The organism is Curtobacterium flaccumfaciens (assembly GCF_051548005.1).
In the GTDB taxonomy this organism is placed as follows: domain Bacteria; phylum Actinomycetota; class Actinomycetes; order Actinomycetales; family Microbacteriaceae; genus Curtobacterium.
In genome coordinates, this window is record NZ_JBPUGH010000085.1 from 1 (window position 1) to 14,186 (window position 14,186).

General features: G+C 72.1%; 15 protein-coding genes and 1 pseudogene. 2 read left to right on the top strand and 14 right to left on the bottom strand.

Going from position 1 to position 14,186, the window contains the following annotated elements; all coding sequences use genetic code 11:
• The 10 genes and pseudogenes from ACSW7Y_RS10915 to ACSW7Y_RS10960 all read right to left on the bottom strand — a co-directional run.
• Positions 1-433, bottom strand: a pseudogene (locus ACSW7Y_RS10915) (hypothetical protein); the annotation flags it as partial.
• A complete protein-coding gene (scpB, locus tag ACSW7Y_RS10920) occupies positions 430-1,125 on the bottom strand; it encodes an SMC-Scp complex subunit ScpB (protein ID WP_438126309.1) in 696 nt (231 codons plus the stop codon). The pseudogene ACSW7Y_RS10915 and the gene scpB, both read right to left, overlap by 4 nt.
• Entirely contained in the window at positions 1,115-1,990 is an 876-nt protein-coding gene (locus ACSW7Y_RS10925) for a segregation and condensation protein A (protein WP_438126310.1), read from the bottom strand. The genes scpB and ACSW7Y_RS10925 overlap by 11 nt, the downstream gene beginning before the upstream one ends.
• Entirely contained in the window at positions 1,974-2,852 is an 879-nt protein-coding gene (locus ACSW7Y_RS10930) for a ParA family protein (protein WP_438126311.1), read from the bottom strand. The genes ACSW7Y_RS10925 and ACSW7Y_RS10930 overlap by 17 nt, the downstream gene beginning before the upstream one ends.
• 153 nt (positions 2,853-3,005) lie before the next feature.
• Positions 3,006-3,872 (bottom strand): SseB family protein, encoded by an 867-nt coding sequence (locus tag ACSW7Y_RS10935; RefSeq protein WP_438126312.1) that lies wholly within the window; start codon positions 3,870-3,872, stop codon positions 3,006-3,008.
• A 5-nt stretch (positions 3,873-3,877) separates the two neighbouring features.
• Positions 3,878-4,624, bottom strand: a complete 747-nt coding sequence (gene priA, locus ACSW7Y_RS10940; protein ID WP_438126313.1) for a bifunctional 1-(5-phosphoribosyl)-5-((5-phosphoribosylamino)methylideneamino)imidazole-4-carboxamide isomerase/phosphoribosylanthranilate isomerase PriA — start codon at positions 4,622-4,624, stop codon at positions 3,878-3,880.
• 102 nt (positions 4,625-4,726) lie between these two features.
• Positions 4,727-5,362: an imidazole glycerol phosphate synthase subunit HisH gene (gene hisH / locus ACSW7Y_RS10945; RefSeq protein ID WP_438126314.1), complete on the bottom strand. Its 636-nt coding sequence runs from the start codon at positions 5,360-5,362 to the stop codon at positions 4,727-4,729.
• Complete coding sequence (gene hisB, locus ACSW7Y_RS10950) at positions 5,359-5,961, bottom strand: imidazoleglycerol-phosphate dehydratase HisB (protein WP_438126315.1); 603 nt, start codon at positions 5,959-5,961, stop codon at positions 5,359-5,361. Before hisB ends, hisH begins: the two co-directional genes overlap by 4 nt.
• On the bottom strand, positions 5,958-7,082 hold the full coding sequence (locus tag ACSW7Y_RS10955; protein WP_438126316.1) for a histidinol-phosphate transaminase: 1,125 nt from the start codon (positions 7,080-7,082) through the stop codon (positions 5,958-5,960). The genes hisB and ACSW7Y_RS10955 overlap by 4 nt, the downstream gene beginning before the upstream one ends.
• A 118-nt stretch (positions 7,083-7,200) precedes the next feature.
• Positions 7,201-7,575: a LysM peptidoglycan-binding domain-containing protein gene (locus ACSW7Y_RS10960; RefSeq protein WP_438126317.1), complete on the bottom strand. Its 375-nt coding sequence runs from the start codon at positions 7,573-7,575 to the stop codon at positions 7,201-7,203.
• A 236-nt stretch (positions 7,576-7,811) separates the two neighbouring features.
• On the opposite strand from ACSW7Y_RS10960, the gene lexA reads away from it, so the two are divergent.
• On the top strand, positions 7,812-8,456 hold the full coding sequence (gene lexA / locus ACSW7Y_RS10965) for a transcriptional repressor LexA (protein WP_058725107.1): 645 nt from the start codon (positions 7,812-7,814) through the stop codon (positions 8,454-8,456).
• A gap of 189 nt (positions 8,457-8,645) precedes the next feature.
• Here the strand turns inward: lexA and hflX are convergent, their stop codons facing one another.
• Positions 8,646-10,184: a GTPase HflX gene (gene hflX / locus ACSW7Y_RS10970; protein ID WP_438126318.1), complete on the bottom strand. Its 1,539-nt coding sequence runs from the start codon at positions 10,182-10,184 to the stop codon at positions 8,646-8,648.
• 61 nt (positions 10,185-10,245) lie between these two features.
• Here hflX and ACSW7Y_RS10975 point away from each other — a divergent pair, with 61 nt between their 5' ends.
• Positions 10,246-10,857: a class I SAM-dependent methyltransferase gene (locus tag ACSW7Y_RS10975; protein WP_438126319.1), complete on the top strand. Its 612-nt coding sequence runs from the start codon at positions 10,246-10,248 to the stop codon at positions 10,855-10,857.
• A 310-nt stretch (positions 10,858-11,167) separates the two neighbouring features.
• Here ACSW7Y_RS10975 and dapF read toward each other — a convergent pair whose 3' ends face one another.
• The 3 genes from dapF to ACSW7Y_RS10990 form a co-directional block, all read right to left on the bottom strand.
• Positions 11,168-12,058, bottom strand: coding sequence for a diaminopimelate epimerase (gene dapF / locus ACSW7Y_RS10980; RefSeq protein ID WP_438126320.1), 891 nt, complete (start codon positions 12,056-12,058; stop codon positions 11,168-11,170).
• Positions 12,055-12,999 (bottom strand): tRNA (adenosine(37)-N6)-dimethylallyltransferase MiaA, encoded by a 945-nt coding sequence (miaA, locus tag ACSW7Y_RS10985; RefSeq protein ID WP_438126322.1) that lies wholly within the window; start codon positions 12,997-12,999, stop codon positions 12,055-12,057. Before miaA ends, dapF begins: the two co-directional genes overlap by 4 nt.
• A 115-nt stretch (positions 13,000-13,114) precedes the next feature.
• Positions 13,115-14,186: MiaB/RimO family radical SAM methylthiotransferase (locus ACSW7Y_RS10990; protein ID WP_438126321.1), on the bottom strand; the 1,072-nt coding region annotated here is incomplete at its 5' end.

A 14,186-nucleotide genomic window follows, 5' to 3' on the forward strand; every position in this document is an offset into this window, starting at 1 on the left:
GACCCACGCTCGTCACGGCCCTGGTAGCCGCGCAATGCGGAGCGGTCATCGCGGCCGCGGTACCCACCACCCGACGACGGACGCTCGTCCCGGCCGCGGTACCCGCCACCCGACGACGGACGCTCGTCCCGGCCGCGGTACCCGCCACCCGACGACGGACGCTCGTCCCGGCCGCGGTACCCGCCACCCGACGACGGACGCTCGTCCCGGCCGCGGTACCCACCGGCCGACCCACGATCGTCACGGCGCTCGTACCCTCCGCGGTCGCCGCGGTCGTCACGGCCGCGGTACCCACCACGATCGGACCCGCCGCGCTCGTCGCGGCCCCCGCCGCCGAACCGGCCACCTGCCCGGCCGGAGCCGGCGTTGCGGTCGCGGGACGGGCCTCCAGTCCGACCGGTCCCGCCCCGCGGGCCTCGACGTTCTTCCTCATACGCGGCCATCGGGGATCCCTTCGTTCTGCCCGAAGCCGTCCGCACCGTCGTCCAGGAGGGGCGAGATGAGCGGCAGCTCGTCGAGCGAGTTGATGCCGAGCTGCTGCAGCAGCAGATCGGACGTGACGTAGTTGATGGCGCCGGTCTCGGCGTCCGTGAACGACTCCTCGATGAGGCCGCGCGCGACGAGCGTCCGGACGACCCCGTCGACGTTCACGGCCCGGATCGAGGCGATCTGCGAGCGGGTGATCGGCTGCTTGTAGGCGACCACCGCGAGGGTCTCGAGCGCCGCCTGCGACAGCCGCGCGGGACGCTCCGCCTCGACGAACTGCTCGACGACGTCGTCCAGCTCGGCCCGGACGTAGAAGCGCCAGCCGCCGCCGACCTCGCGGAGTTCGAAGCCACGACGGACCGTGCCGTCGACGCCGTCGAAGTCCGCGACGAGTCGTTCGATCGCCTGACGGACCGCGGGCACGGGTGCGCCGACCGCAGCGCCGAGCGCGACGAGGGACTGCGGCTCGTCGGCGATCAAGAGGATCGCCTCGAGCTGGCGGTCGACCGGGAGCTCCGGCCGGGCGGCACGACCGTGCGCCTCGTGGATCTCCTGCTCGATCGCGCGGGCGTCGGCCATCTCCTCGGCACCACCGGGTTCGGCGCTCGACGAGTCGTGCGTGTGCGCGTCATCCGTCATAGTCGGCTCCCAGGTTGGCGAGGCTCTCGTCGGACCAGTCCTCGGCGGTCCAGCGGAGCAGCAGTTCCCCGAGCGGCTCGGCCTGCTCGAACGTGATCGACGCGTTGCGGTACAGCTCGAGGATCGCGAGGAAACGAGCCACCACGATACCCGTCTCGTGGACGCCGGCGACCAGCTCGCGGAACGAGACGTCCTCGTCGGCCCGGGTGCGGAGGATCGACACGACGATCGCGGCCTGCTCCCGGATGCTCACGAGCGGCGCGTGCAGGTGGTCGAGTCCGACGGTCGGGATCTCCCGCGGGGCGAACGCCAGGGTCGCGAGCGCGGCGAAGTCCTGCAGCGAGAGCGTCCAGACGAGCTCGGGGGTGCGGGCGCGGAAGCGCTCCTCGAGCCGGACGCGCCGGACGTGCCGACGGGACTCCTCGGTCCAGCGCGACCCGAACCAGTCGGCCGCCTGCTTGAACGCCCGGTACTGCAGCAGTCGGGCGAAGAGCAGGTCGCGCGCTTCCAGGAGCGCCACGTCCTCGGCGTCGACGAGCTCGCCCTGCGGGAGCAGCCCCGCGATCTTCAGGTCGAGCAGGGTCGCCGCGACGACGAGGAACTCGCTGGCCTCGTCGAGCTCGTCCGCGGACTCCGCCTGCCGGACGTAGGCGATGAACTCCCCCGTCACCGCGCCGAGTGACACCTCGGTGATGTCGAGCTCGTGCTTCGTGATGAGCGACAGGAGCAGGTCGAACGGGCCGTCGAAGTTCGACAGGCGGACGCGGAAGCCCGGCGCGGTCTGCGTCCCCGCGGGCTCGTCGCGCGTCCCCGCGGGCGCGCCGGCGGTGCGGTCAGGGTCCTCCGGCTCAGGCGACGGCGCCACGCTCGACGAGCTCCCGTGCGAGCTGCCGGTACGCGTGCGCGGCGGCGTGGTCGGGCGCGGTCTGCGTGATGGGCCGTGCCGAGACGGTGGCGTCGGGGAACTTCACCGTGCGTCCGATGACGGTGTCGAGCACGCGGTCGTCGAACGTCTCGACGACCCGCTCCATGACCTCGCGCGAGTGCAGGGTCCGCGAGTCGTACATCGTCGCGAGGATGCCGTCGAGCTTCAGCGCCGGGTTGAGACGGTCCCGCACCTTGTCGATCGTCTCGATGAGGAGCGCGACACCACGCAGCGCGAAGAACTCGCACTCGAGCGGGATGAGCACGCCGTGCGCCGCCGTCAGCGCGTTCACCGTCAGCAGGCCGAGCGACGGCTGGCAGTCCACGAGGATGACGTCGTAGTCGTTCGCGACCTTCCGGAGGACGCTCGCGAGGATCTGCTCCCGCGCGACCTCGTTCACGAGGTGCACCTCGGCCGCGGACAGGTCGATGTTCGCCGGGATCACGTCGAGGTACGGCGTGTTCGTCGGCTGGATGACCTCGCGCGGGTCCTTCACGGCGCCCATGAGGAGGTCGTAGACCGTCGGGATGTCGTGCGTGCGGACCCCGAGACCGGCGGACAGAGCGCCCTGCGGGTCGAAGTCGACGGCGAGGACCTTCCGCCCGTACTCGGCGAGCGCCGCCCCGAGGTTGATCGACGTCGTGGTCTTGCCGACGCCGCCCTTCTGGTTGCACAGCGCGATGATGCGTGCCGGACCGTGCTGGTCGAGCTCCTCCGGGATCGCGAACTGCCGGACGGGTCGCCCCGTCGGACCGTAGGTGGTCTCGCCGGTTCCGGGGTTCGTCAACGGGTTGGTGCTCACGGCCCCATGCTAGCGGCGACGGGGTCCGCACCCGGGTGCACCGCCGGAGGTGTGGACGACGGGACGCGACCCGCCCTGCGGGCGTGTGCCGTGCCTCCCGGCAGGCCGTGGCGCGCACCACGCGGAGGTGGCGACCCGACCTGGAGGCCCGGATCACGCCGGGCGGATCGCCACCCGCATGCTGTCCACGCGGTCCGCGATGACCGGTGCCGAGGACCACCGCGCCTGCAACCGGCCGACGAGCTCCTGCACCGCGGTCTGGTCGAGGCCGGGCTGCAGTGCGAGGCCGACCGTGAGCTCGGCGCCCTGGAAGCGCCCGAGCGGGTCTCCGGGGGCCAGTTCGACCCGCGCGACGGCAGGCTCGCCCGCGACCGAGTCGGCGAAGGCCTGCGCGACCTCGGGGTCCTCGAAGCAGGGCGTCCACGGAAGGTCCTGTCCGAGCGCCCACACCGCGGGGCGGCGCAGCACGAACTCGGTCGGCGCGGTGGGGTCGAGCACGACGAGCTGGGTCTCCTCGCTCGCGGCCGCCATCGCGACGCGGCGGGACTCGACCGGGACGGGACGGGCCGTCGGGTCCCAGGAGCGCATCGCGTCGACGGAGGTGAAGGCGGGCATCACGGCGCGACCGTCCGGGCCCGCGACCGTGACGATGGAGAGCTCCTGCGTCTTGTCGACGAGTTTCCCGGTCTCGGTGTGTCCGACGTCGCCCGCCTCGGCCACGAGCGGGATGAGGAGGCGGGCGGTCCGCAGCGCGTCGACGACCGCCGCCTGGGAGGCTCCGTCGGCCACCGCGCGGATCGCGGCGACGAGCGCCGGGTCGGCGAGGCCGTCGTCGTCCTCGAAGGCCGTGTCGTGGTGGTCGAAGGTCCGACCGGCCCAGGGGTTCCCGGCCGAGTCGGCGGCGCCCCCGGGGGTGTGGGCGTCGTCGGGGCCGTGCTCTCCGACGTGCGCGGCCGGGTCGGTACCGCGGCCGTCCTCGGGGGCCGGTCCGGTGCCGCGGCCGTTCGAGATGCCCGACACGTCGACTACGCGGAGGCGATCTCGAGCGCGGCCGGGAGCGTGAACGCCCCCGAGTAGAGCGCCTTGCCGATGATCGCGCCCTCGAGGCCGTGCGGCACGAGCGCCCGGAGCGCCACGAGGTCGTCGAGGGTCGAGATGCCCCCGGACGCCACCACGGGCTTGTCGGTGCGCTCGCACACCTGGCGGAGCAGGTCGACGTTCGGGCCCTGCAGCGTGCCGTCCTTCGTGACGTCGGTCACGACGTACCGGGCGCACCCCGCAGTCTCCAGTCGGTCGAGGACCTCCCACAGGTCGCCCGCGTCCTCGGTCCAGCCCCGACTCGCGAGGGTGGTGCCGCGGACGTCGAGGCCGACCGCGATCTGCTCGCCGTACTGCCCGATGACGCGGTCCGCCCACTCCGGGTCCTCGAGCGCTGCCGTCCCGAGGTTCACGCGGGCGGCTCCGGTCGCGAGGGCGGCCTCGAGCGAGGCGTCGTCGCGGATGCCGCCGGAGAGCTCGACCGCGACCCCCTCGACCTCGCGGACGGCGCGGGCGATGACCTCGCGGTTGTCGCCGCGGCCGAACGCGGCGTCGAGGTCGACGAGGTGGATCCACTCGGCGCCCTGGTCGCGCCACGTGCGAGCAGCGGTGACCGGGTCGCCGTAGGAGGTCTCACTCCCCGCCGCACCCTGGGTCAGGCGCACGGCCTGGCCGTCGACGACGTCGACGGCCGGCAGGAGGACGAGGGGCTGGGATGCGGTGCGGTCGGTCATGGTCCTGTCGGGGGTCGTGCGGACGTCGGGTCGGGCTCGCTCGGGGTCGGGCTTGCTCGGGGTCGGGCTCGCTCGGGGTCGGGCTCGCTCGGGAGCGGCGGATCAGAGGGCCTGGACCCAGTTGCGGAGCAGCTGGATGCCGGCCTCACCGGACTTCTCCGGGTGGAACTGGGTCGCGGTGAGCGGCCCGTTCTCCACCGCGGCGACGAAGCGCTGGCCGTGCTCCGCCCACGTGAGCTTCGGCTGGCGGAAGGGGCCGTACGCCTCGAGCGGGAACTCGGTCACCCCGTAGGAGTGCACGAAGTAGAACCGCTCGTCGCGCAGACCGTCGAAGAGCACGGAGTCCTCGGGGGCCTCGACCGTGTTCCATCCCATGTGCGGGAGGACCTCCGCCTGGATCTCCTCGACGGTGCCGGGCCACTGCGCGAGCCCCTCGACGTCGACGCCCCGCTCGACCCCGCGCGAGAACAGGACCTGCATGCCGACGCAGATGCCGAGCACGGGACGACCTCCGGCCAGGCGGTGGTCGACGATCTCGCCGCCACGGACGGACTCGAGCTGGTCGACCACGGCACCGAACGCGCCGACACCCGGCACGAGCAGCCCGTCGGCCTCGAGCGCCTTGCGCTTGTCCGCGCTGAGCGTGACCTCGGCACCCGCGCGCTCGAGGGCCTTGGCCGCCGAGTGGACGTTGCCCGAGCCGTAGTCGAGGACGACGACGTTCGGCTTCGCGGTCACAGGGTGCCCTTCGTGCTCGGGATGCCGTCGACACGGGGGTCGAGCTCGACGGCCTTGCGCATCGCGCGCGCGAACGCCTTGAACTCGGCCTCGGCGATGTGGTGCGGGTCGCGCCCACCGAGGACCCGCACGTGCACCGTGATGCCGGCGTTGAACGTGATCGCCTCGAACACGTGACGGACCAGCGAGCCGGTGAAGTGTCCGCCGATCCGGTGGAAGGCGAAGCCGTCGGGCTCCCCGGTGTGGACGAGGAACGGGCGACCCGACACGTCCACGACGGCCTGGGCGAGGGCCTCGTCGAGCGGCACGAGGGCGTCGCCGTACCGGCCGATCCCGGATCGGTCGCCCAGCGCCTGGCGGAGCGCCTGGCCGAGCACGATCCCGGTGTCCTCGACGGTGTGGTGCGCGTCGATGTCGGTGTCACCGGTCGAGCGCACGCGGAGGTCGATCAGGGAGTGCTTGCTGAACGCCGTGAGCATGTGGTCGAAGAACGGCACGCTCGTCGAGATGTCGGAGGAGCCGGTGCCGTCGAGGTCGAGCTCCAGCTCGATGCTCGACTCGCTCGTGCTCCGGCTGATCGAGGCGGTGCGGGCGGTCATGCGTCAACCCTAACCGGGGGCTGGACCGCGGCCACCCGGCGCATCGCGTCGAGGAACGCCGTGGTCTCCTCCGCCGTCCCCGCGCTGACACGGAGGTGGTTCGGGATGCCGAGGTCGCGCACGATGACGTCCTGCTCGAGCAGCGCCTCGAACGCGGCGTGCGGGTCGGCGACGCCCCCGAAGAGCACGAAGTTCGACCACGACTCGTAGGTGCGGTACCCCATGTCCTGCAACTCGGTCACCATGCGGTCACGCTGCTGCTTGATGTCGTCCACCATCGCGAGCATCGCCGGGGCGTGCCGGAGCGCTGCCACCGCGGCCGCCTGCGTCAGGGCGGACAGGTGGTACGGCAGCCGGACGAGTCGGATCGCGTCGATGACCGCAGGGTGCGCCGCGAGGTAGCCCACCCGGGCGCCGGCGAACGCGAACGCCTTGCTCATGGTGCGCGACACCACGAGTCGCTCACGGCCCGGCAGGAGCGTGAGCGCGCTCGGGGCGTCGTCGGGCATGAACTCCGCGTAGGCCTCGTCCACCATCACGATGCCGTCGGTGGCGTCGTACGCTGCCGCGATCGTCTCGATGGGAAGAGGCGTCCCCGTGGGGTTGTTCGGTCCGCACAGGAACACGATGTCCGGCTGGTGTTCGGCGATCGCGGCGGTGACGGTCTCGGGCGAGATGCCGAACTCCGCGTCACGCTCGGCCGGGATCCACCGCGTGCCCGTACCGGACGCCAGGATCGAGTGCATCGAGTACGTGGGCGGGAAGCCGAGGACGCTGCGACCGGGGCCACCGAAGGCCTGCAGGAGCTGCTGCAGGACCTCGTTCGACCCGTTCGCCGCCCAGAGCTGCTCGGGCGTCAGGAGCGCAGGCCCCTCGAGTCCCCCGTTGAGGTAGTCGGTCAGCGAGCGACGGAGCTCACTGAACTCGCGGTCGGGGTACCGGTTCACGGTGGCGAGGGCCTGTCGGATCGACTCGACGATGTCGTCGGCGACCTCTGCCGGGACCGGATGCGTGTTCTCGTTGACGTTCAGCTGGACGCGCACGTGCTTCTGCGGAGCGCCGTACGGGCTCTGCCCGCGCAGGTCGTCTCGGATCGGGAGGTCTTCGAGCGTGAATGCCACCGATCCATCGTAGGCCGCGCGTGCGTCAGCGAGACCGGCCGTCTGGACGGTCACGGGACGATCGCCTCCAGCCAGCGCCTGTCGGGCTCAGCGCGTTCCCTCAGCGCGCGCGTTCCCCTCAGCGCGCGTCGGTGTACTTCGCGGGGATGGCGATCTTCTCGCCCGCCTGGAGCCCGGCGCCGTCCAGCGCGTTGAGGCTCACGACGTCCTGCACGAAGTCGCGCGGATCGGCGTTCGGAGCGGTCTCCTCCGCCAGCTGCCACAGCGTCTCGCCGGGCTGGATGGTGACGGTCTCGAAGTGTGCGGACCCGGAACCGGCGGCGTCACCAGCGGAGGCACGTCCCCCGTTGAGCACCGCGAGCGCGACGATCAGCAGGATCGGGAGCGCGGCAAGGGTCGTGAAGACGATCCGCCCGCGACGCGTCAGGCGCAGGCGCGTACGCACGGCGGGAGCTGCGTGACGCTGGGTCTCAGCGATGGCGATGGTGCTCATGTCGTTCTTGCCTTCCCGTTCGGTGATCCGAAGTCGTGTACCGAACATAGTTTCGAACCGTTGGCTGCACAAGTCCCCAGGGAGGATTTCTGCAAGGATTTCTTGCGACACGCTCGAACGAATGTTTGTCCGGGCATCGGCGGTCGGATACTGTTTCGACCGACTGGGACAAGTCAAGCGGGGACCACCGACATTCCCGCCGGGCCCTGTCCCGCACCGACGAAGGGTGAGACGACGTGGCGGACGAACTGCGCGGACAGAAGCCGCTGACGCCGAAGCAGCAGGCGATCCTCGACGCCATCCGCGCGTCGATCGCCAGCCGGGGCTACCCGCCGAGCATGCGCGAGATCGGTGACGCCGCCGGCCTCTCATCGCTCTCGAGCGTCTCGCACCAGCTCGGACAGCTCGAGCTGGGCGGTTGGATCCGCCGCGACCCGAACCGTCCCCGCGCCCTCGAGGTCCTGGTCGACGAGCCCAGCGCCGACGCCGACGGACCCGACGTCGACGCCACCACCCTCGTCCCGCTCGTCGGACGCATCGCCGCGGGTGTCCCGATCACGGCCGAGCAGCACGTCGACGAGATCATCCCGCTCCCCCGTCAGCTCGTCGGCACGGGTGACCTCTTCATGCTCAAGGTCGTCGGCGAGTCGATGATCGACGCCGCGATCTGCGACGGCGACTGGGTGGTCGTCCGGTCACAGCAGACCGCGGAGAACGGTGACGTCGTCGCCGCCATGCTCGACGAGGAAGCGACCGTCAAGGTCTTCCGCCAGCGGGACGGTCACACGTGGCTGCTCCCGCGCAACTCGGCCTTCGAGCCGATCCTCGGCGACGCGGCCACCGTGCTCGGCAAGGTCGTCGCGGTCCTCCGCTCGATCTGACGCGCCGCGCGCTGCCCGTGCTCCGAGGCGCCGCCGCGCGCTGCCCGCGACCCGAGGCGGCTCCGAGATCACTAGACCGACGTGGAACCCGTCCTTCAGGCTGGTTCCACGTCGGTCTCGTCGTTCGGAGCAGTGGTGACGCGCCCGCCGGACGCTCCCCGTCCCTCCAGGCCGGACCGCGTCAGCGCGTCAGGACGCGACCGGCGTGACCACGAACGGGTCGAGCTCTGCGACCTGCCGCTGGAACACCCGCACCTGCAGCCGCGTGCCGTCCTCCACGTAGTCGACCGACTCCACCGCACCCGAACCGTGCAGCGAGGACACGAGGTCCCCACGGTCGTACGGGATCACCACGGTGAGCGACACGTCGGGCTCGGGCAGCCGGTCCTCGATCGCGGCGAGCAGCTCGGCGATGCCCTCGCCCGTGCGGGCGGACACGAACACTGCGTCCGGCACGAGCCCTCGGAGCACGAGCCGCTGCGACTCGTCGATCAGGTCTGCCTTGTTGAACGCGACGATCTCGGGGATCTCCCGGGCTCCCACGTCACCGATGACCTCGCGGACCGTCGCCAGCTGCGCGGCCGGGTCGGGGTGCGAGCCGTCGACCACGTGCACGATGACGTCGGCCTCGCCGACCTCCTCGAGGGTGGAGCGGAAAGCCTCGACCAGCTGGTGCGGCAGGTTGCGGACGAACCCGACGGTGTCGACGAAGGTGAACTCGCGGCCCTTGGCGGAGTTCGTGCGTCGGACGGTCGCGTCGAGCGTCGCGAACAGCTGGTTCTGCACGAGGACACCCGCGCTCGTCAGCCGGTTGAGCAGCGAGGACTTGCCCGCGTTCGTGTAGCCGGCGATCGCGACGCTCGGCACGTCGTTGCGGTGCCGATCGGCCCGCTTGGCCTCACGTGCCGGGCGGAACCCGGCGATCTGCCGACGGAGCTTCGACATCCGGGTGTGGATGCGACGACGGTCGAGCTCGATCTTCGTCTCACCCGGACCACGGGAACCCATGCCCGCACCGCCCGAGACCTGTCCACCGGCCTGCCGGGACATCGACTCACCCCAACCGCGGAGGCGCGGGAGGAGGTACTGCAGCTGCGCGAGCTCCACCTGCGCCTTGCCCTCGCGGGTCTTGGCGTGCTGACTGAAGATGTCGAGGATCACGGCCGTGCGGTCGATCACCTTGACCTTCACGACGTCCTCCAGCGCACGACGTTGGGAGGGCGCGAGCTCGGTGTCGGCGATCACGGTGTCGGCGCCGGTCGCCTTCACGACCATCGCGAGCTCCTCGGCCTTGCCCTTGCCGAGGTAGGTCGCGGGGTCCGGCGTCGGCCGGCGCTGCAGGAGGCCGTCGAGCACGACCGCACCGGCTGTCTCGGCGAGGGCCGCGAGCTCGCGGAGGGAGTTCTCGGCGTCCTGCGCATCGCCCTGCGGGTACACGCCGATGAGGACGACCTGCTCGAGCCGGAGCTGCCGGTACTCGACCTCGGTGACGTCCTCGAGTTCGGTGGAGAGGCCTGTGACACGGCGGAGGGCCGCACGGTCCTCGCGGTCGTACTGGTCGCCGTCGCCCGTCCAGCCGTGGTCGTCCACGGAGCGGGTCTGGATCGCCTGGGCCGGGGCGAAGATCGATGAGGCGGCGCGCTGGTCGGCGTTGCGCAGCACGCGCTCGACGACACCGTCGGCGCTGTCGTCGTGGGACTGGTGGTTCTGCTGAGGGGTATCCGTCATCCTATCGACAGGGTACCTCCGCCACGCCCGGGACACACGGGTGAGACGCTACGGTTCATCCATGGCGAACGACCACTACTTCTCCGCCAACCCTTCGTCGGAGGTCCGCGAGCGCCAGGTGCACGTCACGCTCGCCGGTCGCGCCCTCACCCTCTCGACCGCCGCGGGCGTGTTCAGCCCCGACGGGGTCGACCGCGGGACGAAGGTCCTGCTGGGCTCGGTGCCGCCCCCCGCGTCCGACGGCGCACTCCTCGACATCGGCTGCGGATGGGGACCGATCGCGATCACCATGGCGCTCGAGTCGCCGGAGGCACAGGTCTGGGGCGTCGACGTCAACGACCGTGTCCTCGGGCTCGCCCGCGCCAACGCCGGGATCGCGGGGGCGACGAACGTCACCGTGGCACTCCCGGACGAGGTCCCCTCCGACCTCCGGTTCCGGACGATCTGGTCGAACCCGCCGATCCGGGTCGGCAAGGACGAGCTGCACGACATCCTGCTGACGTGGCTCCCCCGGCTCGAGGTCGACGGCGAGGCGTGGTTGGTCGTGTCGAAGGACCTCGGCGGCGACTCGCTCCAGCGGTGGTTGCGCGACACCCTCGGGTCCGACTACACCGTGTCGCGGGCGTCGACCGACAAGGGGTTCCGGGTCATCCGCGTGCACCGCGGGGCGTAGCGCGGCGGGCGCGTGGTGCGGCAGGCGCGCAGCGCGACGGGCGCGCAGCGCGATCCGGACCGGAGGCGCGTCAGGCGTCGCCGACGCCGGCCGCGGGATCCGGACTGGCGGCACACCGGGCGTCACCGGTGTCGGTCCCGGACCACGGGCCTCCACGCTGCGGCGGGGCCGCCCCGTCGACCACGGTCGCGCACACGTCATGGTCGTCACGTCGCGTCACGTCGCGTCGCGTCGCGTCGCGTCGTTCGGTCAGCCGGTACTCGTGGCCCGTGAGCGATCAGGCCCGCACCGACTGGCCCGCGCCCGCCCGTCAGACCGTCAGGTCGCCCGAGAACACCAGCTCGGCGGGACCGGACAACGCGACGTGCTCGCCGTCCTCGGCCGCGAACATGCGCACGGTCACGACACCGCCGGGCACCCGCACCCGCCAGGTGTCCGGCGCACCGGAGCCGACCCAGTGCCGGGTCGCAAGGGCAGCCGCGACAGCACCGGTGCCGCACGACAGTGTCTCGCCGCTGCCGCGTTCGTGCACCCGCATCGTGATCTCGCCGACGCCGTCGTTGATGAGGGGCTCCCCCGGCAGGACGAACTCGACGTTCGCCCCGGACTCCGGCGCGGGGTCGAGCACCGGCACGTAGGTGAGGTCGAGGTCGGCCAGCTCGTCCTCCGTCGCGACGGCGACCACGACGTGCGGGTTGCCCACGTCGATGCCGAGGCCGGGCCGGGCGCCGTCGAGGTTCTTCGCCCGCACGAGCACGTCGCCCGCGCCGCCACCCTCGATGCCGAGCCCCCAGCGGCCGAGGTCGGCCTGGAACCCGTTCGTCGTCCGCTGGATGTCCACCAGACCCTTGCGGGTGCCGATCGTCAGGGTCTCGCCGGGCGCGAGCTCGACCAGACCGGACTCGGTCAGGTACCGCGCGAACACCCGGACGCCGTTGCCGCACATCTCAGCGACGGTTCCGTCGGCGTTGTGGTAGTCCATGAACCAGACGGCTTCGGGCTCCACCGCGACGAGCGCGCGTCCCTCGGGCAGGGTCTCGGAGCGCACGGCACGGATCACGCCGTCCCCGCCCACGCCGAAGCGGCGGTCCGCGATGGCCCGGATGCGCTCGGGGGTGAGGTCGACGACGGCGTCGGGGTCGGCGAACAGGACGAAGTCGTTGCCGGTCCCCTGGCCCTTCGTGAAGTGCAGCTCGGTCACGCCACGATCCTACGGGCCAGCGCCGACAGGTCCGCCCGGTCGGCCCCGGTGACGTCGAGGTCCTCCGCGGTCGCGTACCGCTTGAACCAGGCGACCTGCCGACGGGCGTACTTGCGCGTCGCGAGGCTCGTCGCCTCGACCGCCTCGGCGACCGAGGCGTCCCCGCGGAGCACGTCGAGCGCCTGCGAGTACCCGATCGCCCGCGAGGCGGTCCGGCCCTGCTCGAGCCCCGCGCCCCGTAGGCGGTCGACCTCGTCGAGCAGCCCGGCGTCGAACATGCGCTGGGCCCGCGCCTGCAGCGCGTCGACCAGGTGGGCGCGGTCGCGGCGCAGGTGCAGGATCCGTGCGGGTCGCCAGGCGCGGGGCGCGGCCGGGAGGCTCGGGGTGACGACCTCGGACCGGCTCGCGATCTCGAGTGCCCGGATGAGGCGCCGCGGGTTGCGGGCGTCGATGGTCGCCGCCGCGTGTGGGTCGAGGCTGCGCAGGCGCTCGAGCAGGATGCCTGGTCCGAGCTCCGCGTGCTCCCGTTCGAGCTGCGCGCGGAGTTCCGGGTCGGTGCCCGGGAAGTCGAGGTCGAAGAGCACCGCGGACACGTAGAGCCCGCTGCCGCCGGCGAGGACCGCGACGCCGCCCTCGGCCTGGATCCGCTCGACGTCACGACGGGCGTCACGCTGGTACGCGGCCACGCTCGCCTCGTCCGTGACGTCGAGGACGTCGAGCTGCCGGTGCGGGATGCCGTGCCGTTCCTCGTGCGCGAGCTTGGCCGTCCCGATGTCCATGCCGCGGTAGAGCTGCATCGCGTCGGCGTTGACGACCTCGGCCGGGCGACCGGTGGCACGGACACGATCGGCGATCGCGACGGCGAGGTCCGACTTCCCCGTGCCCGTCGCTCCCACGACCGCGATCAGGTCGTCCGGGGTCGTCTCGCCCGGCGCCTGCACCCCGGCGACGCGCTCGGCGCCCCGCCGGGCGCCGTTCCCCGCGTCCCCCCGGGCATCGTCCGCAGAGGCCTGCCCGGGGTCGTGCTCGGCGCCGCGGTCGGCGTCGTGCTCGGCGTCAGCGGCCGACACGGAGCGACGGCAGTCCGAGCGACACCGGACGCGGCCCGTCACCGGGAGTGGACGGCGTCGGCACCCCGCAGCTCTCGGCCTGCGCGCGGTCCCACGCGTCGCCGGCCCGGGTCCGCCGGATGCGCAGCGGCCCGTCGTTGTCGGCGATGAGGAAGTGCGGCGCGGCGCGGGTCACCTGGACCGTGACGACGTCGCCGGGGCGCGGCACGTCCGAACCGCGCGGCACGGCGAAGTGCACGAGGCGGGAGTCCTCCGCACGACCGGACAGCCGGTGCGTCTCGTCGTCCTTCTTGCCCTCACCGGTGGCGACGAGGACCTCGACGCTCCGGCCGACCTGCGCGGCGTTCTCCTCGGCCGTGATGCGCTCCTGCAGCGCGATGAGCCGCTCGTAGCGCTCCTGCACGACCTCCTTCGGGAGCTGGTCGGGCATCGTCGCGGCCGGCGTCCCGGGGCGGATCGAGTACTGGAAGGTGAACGCCGAGGCGAAGCGCGAGGCCTCGACGACACGCAGGGTGTCTTCGAAGTCCTCGTCGGTCTCGCCCGGGAACCCGACGATGATGTCCGTCGAGATCGCGGCGTGCGGGATCTTCGCCCGGACCCGGTCGAGGATCCCGAGGAACCGCTCGCTCCGGTAGCTCCGGCGCATCGCCTTGAGGATGCGGTCGGACCCGGACTGCAACGGCATGTGCAGCTGGGGCATGACGTTCGGCGTCTCGGCCATCGCGTCGATCACGTCGTCGGTGAACGCGGCCGGGTGCGGGCTCGTGAACCGGATGCGCTCGAGGCCCTCGATCGCGCCCGCTGCCCGGAGGAGCTTGCCGAACGCCTGCCGATCGCCGAACTCGACGCCGTACGAGTTGACGTTCTGCCCGAGCAGGGTCACCTCGATCGCGCCGTCGTCGACCAACGCCTGGATCTCGGCGAGGACGTCACCCGGGCGACGGTCCTTCTCCTTGCCGCGGAGCGACGGGACGATGCAGAACGTGCAGGTGTTGTTGCACCCGACGGAGATGGACACCCAGCCGCTGTGGGTCGAGTCGCGCTTCGTCGGCAGCGTC